Annotated in this window: 11 protein-coding genes; 7 read left to right on the top strand and 4 right to left on the bottom strand. The window is 44.5% G+C overall.

The annotated features are described in order from the left end of the window. The first annotated feature begins 64 nt into the window (after window positions 1-64). Window positions 65-532, top strand: a complete 468-nt coding sequence (locus tag MSG38_RS14035; RefSeq protein WP_048606009.1) for a DM13 domain-containing protein — start codon at window positions 65-67, stop codon at window positions 530-532. 136 nt (window positions 533-668) lie between these two features. Then, window positions 669-1,511, top strand: a complete 843-nt coding sequence (locus MSG38_RS14030) for a mechanosensitive ion channel family protein (protein WP_048606011.1) — start codon at window positions 669-671, stop codon at window positions 1,509-1,511. Between the two features lie 144 nt (window positions 1,512-1,655). On the opposite strand, the gene MSG38_RS14025 is transcribed toward MSG38_RS14030, so the two are convergent. Further along, a complete protein-coding gene (locus tag MSG38_RS14025; protein ID WP_004737813.1) occupies window positions 1,656-2,099 on the bottom strand; it encodes a cytidine/deoxycytidylate deaminase family protein in 444 nt (147 codons plus the stop codon). A gap of 259 nt (window positions 2,100-2,358) precedes the next feature. Between MSG38_RS14025 and MSG38_RS14020 the strand changes: the two genes are divergently transcribed. The 3 genes from MSG38_RS14020 (at window position 2,359) to MSG38_RS14010 (ending at window position 7,679) form a co-directional block, all read left to right on the top strand. Then, window positions 2,359-3,495, top strand: a complete 1,137-nt coding sequence (locus tag MSG38_RS14020) for an efflux RND transporter periplasmic adaptor subunit (protein WP_048614803.1) — start codon at window positions 2,359-2,361, stop codon at window positions 3,493-3,495. Between the two features lie 11 nt (window positions 3,496-3,506). Beyond that, window positions 3,507-6,659 carry a multidrug efflux RND transporter permease subunit gene (locus MSG38_RS14015; RefSeq protein WP_050644317.1) on the top strand — a complete coding sequence of 1,051 codons (3,153 nt, stop codon included), beginning with the start codon at window positions 3,507-3,509 and terminating at the stop codon, window positions 6,657-6,659. Between the two features lie 333 nt (window positions 6,660-6,992). Further along, complete coding sequence (locus MSG38_RS14010) at window positions 6,993-7,679, top strand: MaoC family dehydratase (protein WP_248402021.1); 687 nt, start codon at window positions 6,993-6,995, stop codon at window positions 7,677-7,679. A gap of 74 nt (window positions 7,680-7,753) precedes the next feature. Here MSG38_RS14010 and MSG38_RS14005 read toward each other — a convergent pair whose 3' ends face one another. Continuing rightward, window positions 7,754-8,569 (bottom strand): phosphate ABC transporter substrate-binding protein, encoded by an 816-nt coding sequence (locus MSG38_RS14005; RefSeq protein WP_048610785.1) that lies wholly within the window; start codon window positions 8,567-8,569, stop codon window positions 7,754-7,756. Between the two features lie 253 nt (window positions 8,570-8,822). Here MSG38_RS14005 and MSG38_RS14000 point away from each other — a divergent pair, with 253 nt between their 5' ends. After that, a complete protein-coding gene (locus MSG38_RS14000) occupies window positions 8,823-9,185 on the top strand; it encodes a DUF3024 domain-containing protein (RefSeq protein ID WP_248402020.1) in 363 nt (120 codons plus the stop codon). Between the two features lie 184 nt (window positions 9,186-9,369). Here the strand turns inward: MSG38_RS14000 and MSG38_RS13995 are convergent, their stop codons facing one another. Both MSG38_RS13995 and rnb read right to left on the bottom strand, forming a co-directional pair. Further along, complete coding sequence (locus MSG38_RS13995) at window positions 9,370-10,200, bottom strand: AraC family transcriptional regulator (protein WP_248402019.1); 831 nt, start codon at window positions 10,198-10,200, stop codon at window positions 9,370-9,372. 212 nt (window positions 10,201-10,412) lie between these two features. Beyond that, the gene (gene rnb / locus MSG38_RS13990; RefSeq protein WP_048614810.1) at window positions 10,413-12,419 is read right to left on the bottom strand and encodes an exoribonuclease II; all 2,007 of its coding nucleotides are present in this window, start codon (window positions 12,417-12,419) and stop codon (window positions 10,413-10,415) included. 308 nt (window positions 12,420-12,727) lie between these two features. Between rnb and MSG38_RS13985 the strand changes: the two genes are divergently transcribed. After that, complete coding sequence (locus tag MSG38_RS13985; protein ID WP_080582207.1) at window positions 12,728-14,797, top strand: DEAD/DEAH box helicase; 2,070 nt, start codon at window positions 12,728-12,730, stop codon at window positions 14,795-14,797. The last annotated feature ends 133 nt before the right edge of the window (window positions 14,798-14,930 follow it).

The following is a 14,930-nucleotide window of genomic DNA, read 5'->3' as shown; positions in this document are numbered from 1 at the left end:
TTATATCTCTTTGTATTTTTAAGAGTATTCAATAATACTCTCTTTAAGCATAAGGGAGTACGCGATGAAAAAGTTAGTTTTACTTTGCACCCACTTAGCCGTGGGTGCTTTTGGTTTTGGGCTTGGTGTCTATGCACTACCTATCTTGATTGAGCCTGATTCTCCGTCTTCAAGTTCGGTTGAAGCGATCAGCCAACAGGCTATTTACACGGGTGAGTTCACTAAAGATCGACAAGACAGTGACTTCTTGCATTGGGGAGAAGGTATCGTCTCGGTTTCTGAAAATGCGATAGCTTTTGAAGGTGAACTGGCACCGGGGCCTGATTACAAAGTTTACCTATCACCTAAATTTATTGAAACCGAGCAGGCATTCAATGACAGCAAGAGCGAATTACTTCGAGTCGGAGATGTGAAAACATTTGATCGGTTTATGGTTGAGCTGCCTGAAGGTACTGATCTTAATCGATTTAATACGGTTGTGATTTGGTGTGAAACTTTTGGTCAATTTATTACTTCTGCCAAGATAAAATGATAGCCTTAGCTAGGCTAATACCAGAATGTATACGAGCGCTCAGGAGTTGAGCGCTTTTTCATAGAAAGGATATTAGCGGCTTTCTTGTAAAGCTAACCGTTGTAAAGCTAACTGTTGTAATGCTAAGGAATAAGTAATGGAAAAGTTGTGGCAAGTAATTGATTTTCTACTCGCTCATAAGTTTATTTTTAGTGCGTTGATTATCACTATTATTTTAATCATTCGCCGAATCACCTTATCTCAAATAAGAGGTGATGTTGCTTTCCTTAGCGAAGACCAACGTAACTGGATGTCACGAACCAAAAACGGCACATTCGCGATTATTGTAGTGACGTTATTTGTGCTGTGGAAATCCGAAATCAGCGAGTTTGCGCTGTCAGTAACGGCCATTGCTGTTGCTATAGTCGTCGCTTCAAAAGAGATCATTTTGTGTTTCACTGGTTCTATTCAGCGTGCGAGTTCTCGTTCATTTAGAATTGGCGACTGGATCGAAGTGGGTAAAATCAGCGGTGAGGTGATTGAGCACAATTTGATGGCGACTGTGATTCAAGAAATCGATTTGTATCATGGGCAATATCACTTCACTGGCAAGACAGCCACGCTGCCTAATAGTATGTTCTTCACTTATCCGGTAAAGAACCTCAACTTCATGAAGCGTTATGTTTATCATAACTTTTTTGTGACGGTGAAAGACTTTGTAAACCTATACCCTATGGTACCGGGTCTTATTGTGAAAATTGAAGAGCATTGCGAAGAGTTTATCGATGTTGCCCGCCGTTACAACGGTGTGATCGAAAAGCACGCTGGCGTTGACCTTCCGGGTTCTGAGCCTCACATCCATATCACAAGTAGTTCGACAGGTGAGCAAGAAGTGCACTTTATGATCTTCTGTCCGACCGAAAAAGCGATTCATTTAGAGCAAGATATTCGTAAAGACTTTATGGAAGCGTACGCGGAAGCATTCCCAACGAGCGCTTAGTTTGCTCATCAGTTTACAATGACCAAGCTATAGCCTCTAAACTATAGCTTCCAAAATATAGCGACCAAACTATAAGTCCAAACAACAGAAAGCCGAGAGCGATAATATCGACTCTCGGCTTTTTTGTTCTTGCTATCTGTTAGCTTAATCTAGGTCAGCTAGTGGTAACCAATCCACTTGTACACCAGCTTGCTCAAACATATCTTGGCTAACTTTAATCTTGTCGCCCCAGCGAGAAAGGAAATCTTCACTTTGCTCTGGGCAATGTACCGCTGAAATCCCAGTTTGGATGATTTTTGCAGCACAGTTTGGACAAGGGAAATGCGTCACCCAGATTTCGCAGCTGTCCAAATCACGCTTAGCGAATAAAATTGCATTTTCTTCAGCGTGAAGCGTCTTTAGGTACTTCATCTCTCTGTCATCAGTATCCGCACTATCAGACACGCCATGTGGGTAGCCATTAAAACCAACAGAAACAATGCGGTTGTGCTTAGTGATTACGGCGCCGACTTGAGTTGAAGGATCTTTACTCCAAGAACCGACCAATTCCGCCATTTGATAGAAACGTTTAGCCCATTTTGAAATCATGAGAATTCCTTAACAATTAAATGTGAATGCTTATCTGTCTGACAATACATTATGTTAGACAATATCCATAGAGAACAAAAGCTGAGAGATTGATTTACTTAGGAATTGTAGCGTGTTTGTAATCACTTTATAAGCACTTGGTTTCAATTAACATATTGATACACTTTGCCTAGTTATAATTGATATTCCTCGGACAATGGTAACAGACGTGTTACGTAAATTTTATGCTGTTCAAATACTAATAAGTGACGGTATAACCATGCGTAAAAAGTTGATCCTTACGGCTCTTGCAAGCTCTCTTATTCTTGCTGGGTGTGGGCAAGATGCTCAAAATGCCAAGCAAGCACCTTTACCTCTCGTAGCTGTACAGGATGTTAGCGTTGTTTCTCACCAGCAAAGTAAGTCGTATATCGGTCGTATAGAAGCCGTTGAAGACACGGCTATTACAGCGCAGGTTTCTGGCTACCTACAAAGCCGTCATTTTAATGAAGGCCAAATGGTTGAAAAGGGTCAATTGCTTTACTCGATTGAACCTTCTTCGTTTGAAGCCGAAGTAGCAAGCGCAAAAGCGTCTGTTGCTCAAGCGAACGCGAACCTTAAAAAAGCTGAGCTTGATTTTAATCGTGGTAAAAACCTACTTCCGAAAGGCAGTATCTCTCAATCTGAATTCGATGCATTAACCGCAAACTTGTTAGGTTCTCAAGCACAGCTTGAAGCAAGCCAAGCACAGCTAAATGCTGCGAATGTTCAGCTTTCTCATACCAAAATCATCGCGCCTTTCTCTGGCCGTATTAGCGATACCAAAGTGAGCACGGGTGATCTGGTTTCACCGTCTTCAGGTGTGCTGACGACTTTGGTTAGCCTAGACCCAATCCACGCATCGTTCAGCATCAGTGAGCGTGAGCGTATTGAGCTGGGTATGGACCGTATCGAAGGCGATGGCAGCAGCGACTCTGCAGGTGTTGAAGTTCAGATCATGCTTGAAAATGGTGAAGCGTTCGAACACCTAGGTCAGCTTGACTTCTTGGGCAACCGTATCAACCTCAATACTGGTACGATCGCGATGCGCGCGATTGCCGATAATCCGAATCAGCAATTACTTCCAGGCCAACACGTTCGCGTTGATCTACGTGAAAAACAACCTATTGATGTTGTGACTATTCCTCGTCGCGCAGTGCAAACCGACCTCGAAGGTGACTTTGTGATGGTATTGGTTGAAGGCGAAGCTGAACCCGTTGCTGAGCGCAGAAACATCGAGATGGGTCGCCAGATTGAAGGTGGCGTGATTGTTCATTCTGGACTAGAGAAAAACGACGCGGTCATCACTCAAGGCCTACAGCGTGTACGTAATGGTATGTCTGTTCGTATTCAAGCTTCTGCTGAACAAGCTGAGTAAGGGGGCTATTTATGTTAAGTCGTTTCTTTATTCAAAGGCCTAAGTTCGCCCTTGTTATATCTATAATCTTAACGCTGGCGGGTGCGATTTCTCTCGCTATCTTGCCAGTGGCTGAATATCCAAAAATTAGTCCACCGTCGGTCAGTGTTTCGGCATTCTACACGGGCGCAAGTGCTGAAGTGGTGGAACAGGCGATAGCCGACCCCATAGAAACGTCGGTTAACGGCGTAGAAGATATGATCTACATGTCTTCTAAAAGTGCTAACGATGGTTCATACAACCTTAACGTGACCTTTGATGTTGGTACTGATCCAGATATGGCTCAGGTCAACGTTCAGAACCGAGTTGCTCAGATCGAATCGAAGCTTCCACAAGAAGTAAGAATGGTGGGTGTAACGGTTAAGAAGCGTTCTCCGGACCTGTTGATGGTATTGAACTTCTACTCGCCAAACGGTGAGTACAACGACCAATTCCTGATCAACTACGTGAACTTGAACATTAAAGATCAGCTGGCTCGTGTGAAGGGCATCAGTGAAGTTAACGTATTGGGTGGTGGTGAATACGCGATGCGTGTTTGGTTAGATCCTGAGAAAATGGCTAACCTCAATATAACCACCTCTGACGTGAATCGCGCCTTGGCTGAACAGAACGTTCAGGTAGCGGCTGGTCGTATTGGTGCAGCACCTTACGACAACGCACAAGAAGTGCAGTTCAACTTGGTAACAAAAGGCCGACTAGAAACGGCTGATGAGTTTGAAAATGTTGTGCTTCGCGCTAGCCAAGATGGTTCAACGGTTTACTTAAAAGACATCGCACGTGTTGAGCTTGGTAAAAAGTTCTACGACGGCAATGGTAAATATCGTGGTCAAGACGCTTCTATCGTAACGCTGTCACTTCAGTCAGACGCTAATGCTCTGGAAAGTGGCAAAGCGGTGATGGCGATGCTGGAAAACTTAAGCAAGAATTTCCCTGAAGGCGTTGCTTATGAGGCGAGCTATGACACCACACTGTTTGTTGCTGAGTCGATCAAAGGGGTAGTAAAGACCCTAATCGAAGCTATCTTGCTGGTTATTGCGGTAACGTACCTGTTCTTGGGTAGTGCGCGTGCAACCTTGATTCCTGTGGTCGCGATTCCAGTATCTTTGATTGGTACCTTTGCAATCATGCAGATGACGGGCTTTACCATCAACACGGTAACCCTGTTTGGTTTGATACTAGCGATTGGTATCGTAGTAGATGATGCGATCTTGGTTATCGAGAACGTTGATACCACGATGGCTAAAGACCCAACCATTTCGCCGCGTAAAGCAACGCTGATCGCGATGAAAGAAGTAACGGGTCCGATCATTACTTCTACATTGGTTCTGTTAGCAGTATTCATTCCAGTAGCCATGCTGCCAGGTATCACCGGCATCATGTATCGTCAGTTCGCTCTGACTATCTGTATTGCGGTTGTTATCTCTTCTATTAACGCACTAACGCTGTCACCAGCATTGTGTTCATTGGTTCTTAAACAGGGCGGTGGTAACACAGCACGTTGGTACCAAGCGTTTAACCGTGGTCTTGAATCCGTAACCAACAAGTACGGTCAAATTGCAGGCTTCCTTGTGAAAAAGGGTGTTCTACTGTTTACCTTCTTTGTTGTGGCACTAGCGGCGGTAACTTACTTCGCGAAAACTACGTCTACGGCATTTGTACCTCAAGAAGATAAAGGCATCTTGCTGGTTAACGTGCAGCTTCCTGACGCGGCATCACTGTCTCGTACAGAAGATGTGACTGAGCAATTGCTAGAGATGGTTGAGCAAGAGCCGGGTGTTGATGGCGTAACACTGGTTAATGGCTATGCATTCATGACGGGCGCTTCTGCTTCGAATGGCGCGTCGCTATTTATCAAACTGCATGATTGGGATATGCGTAACGCACTGGACGGTCAACATTCAGCGCAAGCTATCTCACAACGTATTAACGGTCGAGCAGCAACAGAATTGCCTCAAGCGATTGTATTTGCAATGGGACCTCCAGCAGTACCAGGTATGGGTGCAGCGTCTGGTTTTGAGTTCGTTCTTGAAGATACACTAGGTCGTAGCCGTACTGATCTCGCGATGGTTATGAACGACGTGATTGCTGAGGCCGCAAAACAGCCTGAGATTTCACATACATTCAGTACCTTCCGCGCTAATGTACCTCACTACTATGTCGACATTGACCGTGAGAAAGCGCAGCAACTTGGTATTCCGTTGTCGGAAATCTTCCAAACACTACAAGGTAATCTAGGTTCTCTGTACGTGAATGATTTCACCATGTTTGGTAAGAACTTCCGCGTAACCATGCAAGCTGACAGTGAACACCGTAGTAGCATGGACGACCTACAACGATTCCACGTTCGTTCGTCTAATGGCGAGATGATCCCGTTAAGCACATTGGTGACTTACGACCAGATCTTTGAACCAGATGTAGCATGGCGTTACAACATGTACCGCAGTGCCGTGATTCAAGGTCAACCTGCAGAAGGTTACTCAAGTGGTGATGCGATTGCGGCAATGGAACGCGTAGCTGCAGAAGTATTGCCTCAGGGTTATCAGTACGAATGGACTGGCATGGCTTACCAAGAAGTACTAGCAGGTAACCAAGCTATTTTTGCTTTCGCACTGGCTCTGATCTTCATCTACCTGTTTATGGTGGCTCAATACGAGAGTTGGACAATACCGATTGCGATTATCCTCGTGGTACCTGTCGCAACCTTAGGCTCCTTCTTAGCATTGAATCTAACGGGTACACCGCTGAACCTTTATGCACAAATTGGTTTGGTTCTCTTGATAGCCTTGGCCGCGAAGAACGCAATCTTGATTGTGGAATTCGCAAAGGTTGAGCGTGAAGAGAAAGACGCACCGATTGAAGATGCGGCGGTGAAGGGCGGTACGCTGCGTTTCCGTGCTGTGAACATGACGTCTTGGTCGTTCATCTTAGGTATCTTCCCGCTTATCTTCGCTGCGGGCGCAGGTCACGTGAGTCAGAACTCTCTAGGTATTTCACTGATCGGCGGTCTGCTATGTGTATTACTGGCGGGTACGTTCCTAATCCCTGGCTTCTACGCATTCGTGCAACGTAAGCGTGAGAAAGCACACGGCGGTAATACCAAGCTGGTTCCGCTTGATGACGAATAGGGGATTGAGTGTCTTGTAAGATTCGTCTCTTACAAGACCAACCCTTGGGGAATTAAATCCTTGTAAAAACTAAGGCTTAGCATTGCGCTAAGCCTTTTTTATTCCACTTATGAATAAAAACGTCTTTTATATAAACAAATGTTTGTTATGTGATAGAGCTAACACTCTAATTTGGGTTTTGTAATAAAATGATGTTTTATTGGTAAGTGTATGTTTAATATAATTTTAACAAGGTTCAGCTAACGGGTGTATGCTCGAAAACATTTGCACAATAGTGTGAAGTGTTTCAAAATTACGAAGTTATATTGAAATTTTTTGTGCATTGAGGTTCTTATGAAGGTCATTGATTTATTTAAACACCGAGGCGATAGCATGTCTTCGCAACACTCAGAGTTTATGCAATGGATGTCTCCAGCTCTTAGAGATTACTGGGGCGACTTTCTTAATCGTACGCAAAATAGCCATTTCTTTGCGTGGGTTCGTGATCACCACAAACCTGCTGTCAATGAAGATGCGCCAGAGATGCCGGTGGAACAGCCGATCGTACTTAAGCCAGAAGCACAATTTGTGTTTGATGAGCTTAATCAGCAGATCGGTGAAGTCATCCATACTGGCGACTGGATCAATGTAAGTCAAGACCGTATTAACCAGTTCGGCCTTGTTACTGAAGATATGCAGTGGATCCACACTGAGCCTGAAAAAGCGGAAACAGACTCTCCGTTCAAAACAACCATCGCACATGGTTTTTTAACTTTATCTCTGCTTCCTCGATTGACTGACAGTGTTGACCCTGACAAGTCTCAATTCCCAACAGCGAAGATGGTCGTAAACATTGGTCTTAACCAAGTACGTTTCCCATACCCTGTTAAATCGGGCAGTAACGTTCGTGCTAAGAGTACGCTAACAAAAGTAACGCCAATTAAGAAAGGCCTAGAGATTGAACGCGAAATCCGCGTAGAAATCGAAGGTATTCGTCGTCCTGGCGCTGTGATCGTTTCAGTGATTCAACTTCACTTCTAAACGAACCATATAGATTCCAAAAAAAGAGAGAGCTTAATGCTCTCTCTTTTTTTCATAGGATAAAACTCACTCACTTATTTAATGCGAGTGTAGCCGTACTCTTCGATAAGGTCTTGCCCTTGCTTTGACTTCACGAACTTGATGAAGTCTTTGCTTTCGTCAGAAACTGAGTCTGTCTTGTGCAATAACAAGAATGGGCGAGCCAATTCATAGCTGTGGTTAGCAATGTTCTTAGATGTTGGCTCTACGCCTTCAAATGTGATTGCTTTAATCGAACGGTCGATCGAACCAACAGAGATAAAACCAATCGCATGCGGGTTATGGTTAACAATCGTTTTAACCATGCTGTTGCTGTTTACAACCAAGTTATTTGGGTTGATGTCAGACACTAGACGGTCATTAATGATCTTCGTTAAACCAAGCAAGCTTTCGAAGCTGTAACGTGAACCAGAAGAGGCTTCGCGAGTGACAACTGCGATAGGCTGATCTGCGCCACCTACAGCTTTCCAGTTCGTGATCTTGCCTTTGTAGATATCGAACAGCTGCTCACGTGTAACGTTGCTTACAGCGTTTGAGCGGTTAGTTACGACAGCTAGGCCGTCAAAGGCAATTGGAAATACCTTCAACTTATCGTCCTGTTCGCGGTCGGTTAAATAACGTGAGCTCATACCGATGTCAGAGACACCTTTATTAACCATGGTAATACCTGCTGTAGAACCAATGCCCTGAACCGCAATATAGTTATCAGGGTGAGTCTTGTTGTACTCCTCAGCTAATACATCCATCACTCGTGATACTGAAGTGGAGCCCGAAATAGTGGTTTCTTGTGCTAAAGCAGCATGAGAAGACAGGGCTAAGGATAAAAGAGAGGCAAGCGCGACTCGTAACATAAACAACTCCTAGTTAATAACATTTGTCGCATATGATAGGTCGGTTATATGACACTTTTGTGAAATTCCATACGCTCGATGTATAGCTGTTTGATTGATGAGTGATAGCTTTTTGGGTTTACGAGAGCAAAATTCGTTTCTGGGAGCAGGGCGGGTATTTTGATTGCGCTTGTTCGCTAAAATGTTTGTTGAGTCCTAAGCTAAGTAGAGGAATTCACTACTTAGAAGTTTCTATGAAGTTACAAGGGGTGTTATGTCCGTCATTCATATCGAACTGAATCGTCTTTTAATTGGGGCTGAGAAGCTCTGTACATCTCGAAATCGCAGTTTACCTGTCGAGCTAGGTAAATCCCTATATGAAGAGTGTGAGGGTGGTGTGCTGTTTTCTCAGGCGCATTATCTACTCGACTCATCTCACAGTGATTATACAAACGAGATCGCCTGCGTGACTTTTGATGAGTCGTTATCTTGTTGGTTAGTGATGGTGCCGCTTGAAGGGGATGTCGAAACCGACTCTGTTAATTGGGGGCCTTATCCGTACCTGCCTAAATCAAAGGATCTTGATGCTATCTTGGTTGAGATAGAAAAAGACCCTAAATCGTATTTCTGGTCATAGTCACTCTGGTTTCACGTTTGCTGGTGGCCTGCTCGCAAAGCTGAATCAATGAGTCTGAAAACTCAACCACTGAATCCCAAAGCCAAATGATCTCATCCCCCATCCAAGTGGCTTAATATTGAAGCCACTTGGTTTACACCAGTTCCCAACTAAGACGTTCACGTCAATCTATTGCTTTGTTTGTTTAAACTTGCGGCTTTACGCTTTGCAGTTGTGCTTGTGCCACTAGCGCTCGGAAGTCTTTTGGTGTTTTGCCGTGATACGTTTTAAAGGCCGTGCTGAAGTGAGCGGCACTTTTAAAACCGGATTCATACGCGATTTGAGTGATCGACTTATCCGATGTTCTTAGCTGAGTGGCCGCATGAGCAATACGTTTTATCTTTAATAGGTTTGAGAACGACAGATCTTCAGCCGATAAGCGACGTTTAAGCGTAGCCGGTGACATTCCCATGTAACTGGCGAGCGTATCCAAAGAGATATTGTTTTCAATGTTTTGCTCGATGTAATGAATGACTCTTTGGGTCACGGTTAACCTTGAAGCTCGAGCAATAATAGCCAATAGAGCAGGGTACTGTTCCACCATCAAAGACAGCAAGCTTAAGCCTAACTGAGTGAGTGCGTAGTCATTCTGAGAAGAAGAGTTGGCGAGTGACATGATGAGATCTTTCAACTGACAGAGCTCAGTATCTGTTTGATTGAACTTAATGTACTTATCTGGGATTCGAGTGGATTCTAAATCGCTGAACTGATTAATGAACTTCTGAAAGATAGCCAAATCAAAATCTAAGCAGGTTGCACTGAATTCGCCATTTTCAGTGTTAACCGTGATGTCTTTAATCTGACCAGAATTGTAAAGGGTGAAATCTCCGGCTTGCAACGAGGCTTGAGTACCATTGGGTAACACAAAAGAAATGCTGCCTTTCGATACCATGAAGATACCGTTTTTAGAGGCAGGATAACGTTCTCGTCTCCTGGGAATGAAGTTTCTGAACTGAGTAACTGTGATTGATGACATAGTGAGCTTCTTTGACGTTGTAAATTGATTGCTTATTGATTGTTTTTTTTAAGTATTGTTTAAGCATGAGACATTTACAAAAAAGGCGCTAATAATTAGCGCCTTTAGAAGTGAACCTTTGAAGCTTTTGACCTTGAAAGCTTTGACCTTGAAAGCCGTAACTTTGAAAGCTGTAGCTGTTTAAGCCTTTAAGCCTTTAAGCCTTTAAGCCTTTAAGCTTCGGTTTCGTTTGTCGTTTCAGGCTCGCTAGGCAAGTCCGCAAATACTTGAGTAGGTTTTGCTACTAAGTTACGGTTTTCCTGATTAACTTCTGAGAGAACTACTTCTAAAACGTCTCCCAGTTTGTATACCATTTCTTTATCGATAGATACAGTACCCATATCACCGTTGCACTCTATTCTTTCTTTATTATCAAGAATGAGAGATCCAGGAATAAATGCAGCCGCACCATTTTCAAGTAAACGTACACGCATACCTGCACGGTTAATATCGAAAATCTCAGCTTGGAAACGAGTTTCTTCTGCTGGAGCATTGGCTAGAGTGCGAGCATACAACCAATCGCCAACATTACGCTCAGCCATGCCGTGGTGACGGCGGTGCAGAGCAAGTTCATCACCAATGGTTTCATCTGGTGTTTGAATTGGCGCTTTACCTAAAATGTGCGCTTTCAGCATACGGTGGTTAATCATGTCTCCATATTTACGAATTGGAGAAGTCCAAGTTGCGTAAATATCTAAACCCATCGCGTAGTGCGGTGCAGGCTCATTGCTGATCTCGCTGTACGCTTGGAATTTACGAATACGGTTGTCGTAGTAGCTGTTATCTAAAGAGCCTAACCAACGACGTAGAGTAGCAAAACCTTCTAGAGAAACGATTTGCTCTTCAGTGAACGGCGTTTCTGCTTGCGGGTTTACCAGTTCAAGAACGTCAGAGACTTTCTCAGCCTTGAAACCAGAGTGGCAGTTAAACACACCTTGGTTGAAGCTTTCTTTTAGTACTCGGCCCGCACAGATGTTCGCGCTGATCATTGATTCTTCAACCAGCTTGTTTGCGCTACGACGCATGTCAGCGTGGATAGCAACAACATCGTTATCTTCGCTAAGTTCAAAGCGGTAGTCAGGGCGGTCTGGGAACACAACAGCGTTTGCTGAGCGCCATGCTGAACGTGCTTGAGCAAATTGGTGAAGATCAGAAACAATTGCAGCAATCTCTTCTGATGGTTGCCATTTCTCTGATGCACCTGTTTCTAGCCAGTCAGATACGTTGTCGTAAGCAAGACGAGCATGAGATTTGATGTTTGCAGCGAAGAAGTTAATGTCATCACCGATAACACCATCTTTAGATACCGTTACTGTGCAGCAAAGTGCAGGGCGAACTTCGTTCTCTATTAGTGAACATAGGTTGTCAGCAAGATCACGAGGCAACATTGGGATGTTGCGACCAGGAAGGTAGATAGTGAAACCGCGCTCGCGTGCCACTTTATCCATCGCATCATCTGGAGAGATGTAAGCCGTTGGATCAGCAATTGCGATAGTCAGTTCAAAATCACCGTTCTCTTTCTTCTTCGCGTAAAGCGCGTCATCCATATCTTTTGTGCTTTCGCCATCGATAGTCACAAAAGGGACGTGCGTCATGTCTACACGTTCAAGATCGGCGTCATCGTTGATTAGCCAGTTGTCGATGCCTTCAGGCTCGCTGTTTGGTAGATCGTTTTGTGCCAGCGTTACCCACCAAGGTGCAATCTTGTCGTCAGCGTCTGTGATTTTCTCAGAGATCTGAGCCAAGAAGCCATTGTCACCTTTTAATGGGTGTTGAACGATATGAGCAACAACCCAGTCACCTTCTTTAAGCGTTTCAGGGTTCAGACCCTTCATTGCTTTCGCTTTAAGTTGCAGTTTCTTCAGCTGCGGGTGATCAGGAACAACGTTCAATCGGCCTTTGAAAAGCTTAACTCGCGCAATAAAGCGAGTAAGACCTTGTTCAACCAATTCCTCAGGCTCTGCTACTTCGCGCTCTTTCTCTGTGCGAATGATGGCAATCACCTTGTCACCGTGCACACATTTCTTCATGTATGGAGGTGGGATAAAGAAGCTTGTTTTGCTATCAACTTCGAGAAAACCAAAGCCTTTTTCAGTGGCTTTGATAGTACCTTCCTTTTTAGGGAGGGTTTCTTGGATTTGCTGCTTGAGCTGAGCGAGTAGAGGATTATCTTGAAACATTTGACTTTTATCTAACGAGAACAATTGAGCACACTATAATCATTGCGAGGCCCGATTACTACTTAAAGCCGAAGAGAGCGTAAATTAATTGCCCTCTTATTTAACTCTATCAATTTGGTCGAACTCTATCGCTCTGACGAGATATTCATCAAGTTTTGACGATATGATAGCCAGTATTGATAGAAAACCGAAAAATATGTGATGTATTTCAATTTTTTCTGGCTTTTTTTATGCATTTAGGGAATAATCCGCCTCCCTTAGACGTCCCTAATGGCTTGAAGTGTTTTATTACTGCTTCGTAACTCTGAATGGAATCAGTATCTGATTGGATCAGTATTGGAATTGATAGAGCTCCCGGGACCTTTTGTTTACTTATATATAGTGGGATCCCAATGTCCGAATCTGTAATTCAATTTAATGAATTAGCCCTAAACGATAACATTCTTTCAGCTCTTGATAGCATGGGTTTCGTTTCTCCGACTCCAATCCAAGCAGCAGCTATTCCTCTTCTTCTTGAAGGCCGTGACGCACTAGGTAAAGCACAGACTGGTACTGGTAAAACAGCAGCATTCTCTCTGCCTTTACTTAACAAAATCAACCTGAACCAACACAAACCACAAGCAATCATCATGGCTCCTACTCGTGAGCTAGCGATTCAAGTTGCTGCGGAAATCAAAAACCTTGGCCGTGATATCAAAGGTCTTAAGGTTATTGAAATCTACGGTGGTGCTTCAATTGTTGACCAAATGCGTGCTCTAAGCCGCGGTGCTCACATTGTTGTTGGTACTCCAGGTCGTGTTAAAGACTTACTAACTCGTGACCGTCTACACCTAGATGAAGCACACACATTTGTTCTTGATGAAGCAGATGAAATGCTAAAAATGGGCTTCGTAGATGACGTTACTTGGATCCTAGAGCAAGCTCCAGAATCTGCACAACGTGTACTTTTCTCTGCAACTATGCCTCCAATGGTTAAGACTATTGTTGACCGTTACCTACGTAACCCGGCTAAAGTTGACGTTGCTGGTACTAACCACACAGTTGATAAAGTAGCGCAGAACTTCTGGGTTGTTAAAGGCGTAGAAAAAGACGAAGCAATGTCTCGCCTTCTAGAAACTGAAGAAACTGACGCGTCAATCGTATTCGTACGTACTCGTCAAGACACTGAGCGTCTAGCTGATTGGCTATCTGCACGTGGCTTCAAAGCTGCTGCACTGCACGGTGATATTCCTCAGTCTCTACGTGAGCGTACTGTTGATCACATCAAACAAGGTGTTATCGACATCCTAGTTGCAACTGACGTTGTAGCTCGTGGTCTTGATGTTCCACGTATCACTCACGTATTCAACTACGACATCCCATTCGATGTTGAATCTTACATCCACCGTATTGGTCGTACTGGCCGTGCTGGACGTAAAGGTAAAGCGATCCTACTAGTTCGCACTAACCAAATTCGCATGCTTCGCACAATCGAGCGCGTAACTAAGTCTCAAATGGAAGAAATCCAACTTCCTCTACGTGACCAAGTTGCTGCTGCACGTGTTGCTAAGCTTGGCGCTGAACTTGAAACTGAGAAAGAAAGCAAAGCACTAGAAAACTTTGCAGGTCTTATCTCTACTCTTCAAGAGTCTCTAGAAGTTGATGCTGCTACTCTAGCTGCAATGCTTCTTAAGCGTCAGCAAGGTAAGAGCCCACTATTCTACGTTGGCGAAGACCCAATGATCGCTGCTATTGAGCGTGATAAGAACCGTCGCAAAGAGCGTCGTGAAGATCGTGACAACGGCCGTGACGGTGGTGGTCGCAACTTCAATACTCAAGATTGGGATACTTACCAACTACAAGTTGGCCGTGAGCAAGGCGTTCAGGTTAAAGACATCGTTGGCGCACTAGCAAACGAACTTGGCCTAACTAAAGGTTCTATCGGTGCTATCAAGCTAGACCAAGGTTCTACTTACGTTCAACTGCCAAAAGCAATGAACTCTGAAACTGCTGGTAAGCTAAGCAAACTTCGCATTCGTCAAAAAGAAGCTGGCGCTGTAGTTGTTGATTTCAACGACTTCCGTGAGCCTCGTCGTGGCGGCGGCGGTCGTGATGGCAACCGTGGTGGCAACCGTGGCGGTCGTGATGGTGGCGGCTACCGTGGTAACCGTGAAGGCGGCAACCGCGAAGGTGGTAACCGTGAAGGCGGTCGTGGTGGATACCGTGGCAACCGTGATGGTGCTCGCGATGGTAACTCTGCTGGCGGACGTGATGGCGAACGTCGTTTCGACCGTAACCGTGGTGGCGATCACCGTGGTAACTTCCGTGGCGAACGTGGCCATGGTAACGGCAATGGCGGTGGTAACCGTGGTCGTCGTCCAGAGCGTAACGAAGGTTAATCAACCTGTCGCTTAGACGCTTTAGTCTAGACACTGAATTTAAAAGCCGAGCGTAATGAACTGACCCCCAATAGTTGGACACCAATTATTGGGGGTCTTTTTATGTCCAAATATAGCCGTGAGCTAAAATGTA

Source organism: Vibrio sp. 1CM24A, assembly GCF_023161725.1.
GTDB classification, from domain to species: domain Bacteria; phylum Pseudomonadota; class Gammaproteobacteria; order Enterobacterales; family Vibrionaceae; genus Vibrio; species Vibrio coralliirubri.
The sequence above is the reverse complement of the archived record's forward strand: the minus strand, read 5'-3'. Positions and strand labels throughout refer to the sequence as shown.

Bases quoted from the DNA above. Each gene is read 5' to 3' on its own strand.
- MSG38_RS14035 (WP_048606009.1), top strand. From the start codon at position 65: ATGAAAAAGTTAGTTTTACTTTGCACCCACTTAGCCGTGGGTGCTTTT.
- MSG38_RS14030 (WP_048606011.1), top strand. From the start codon at position 669: ATGGAAAAGTTGTGGCAAGTAATTGATTTTCTACTCGCTCATAAGTTT.
- MSG38_RS14025 (WP_004737813.1), bottom strand. From the start codon at position 2,099: ATGATTTCAAAATGGGCTAAACGTTTCTATCAAATGGCGGAATTGGTC.
- MSG38_RS14020 (WP_048614803.1), top strand. From the start codon at position 2,359: ATGCGTAAAAAGTTGATCCTTACGGCTCTTGCAAGCTCTCTTATTCTT.
- MSG38_RS14015 (WP_050644317.1), top strand. From the start codon at position 3,507: ATGTTAAGTCGTTTCTTTATTCAAAGGCCTAAGTTCGCCCTTGTTATA.
- MSG38_RS14010 (WP_248402021.1), top strand. From the start codon at position 6,993: ATGAAGGTCATTGATTTATTTAAACACCGAGGCGATAGCATGTCTTCG.
- MSG38_RS14005 (WP_048610785.1), bottom strand. From the start codon at position 8,569: ATGTTACGAGTCGCGCTTGCCTCTCTTTTATCCTTAGCCCTGTCTTCT.
- MSG38_RS14000 (WP_248402020.1), top strand. From the start codon at position 8,823: ATGTCCGTCATTCATATCGAACTGAATCGTCTTTTAATTGGGGCTGAG.
- MSG38_RS13995 (WP_248402019.1), bottom strand. From the start codon at position 10,200: ATGTCATCAATCACAGTTACTCAGTTCAGAAACTTCATTCCCAGGAGA.
- rnb (WP_048614810.1), bottom strand. From the start codon at position 12,419: ATGTTTCAAGATAATCCTCTACTCGCTCAGCTCAAGCAGCAAATCCAA.
- MSG38_RS13985 (WP_080582207.1), top strand. From the start codon at position 12,728: ATGGAATCAGTATCTGATTGGATCAGTATTGGAATTGATAGAGCTCCC.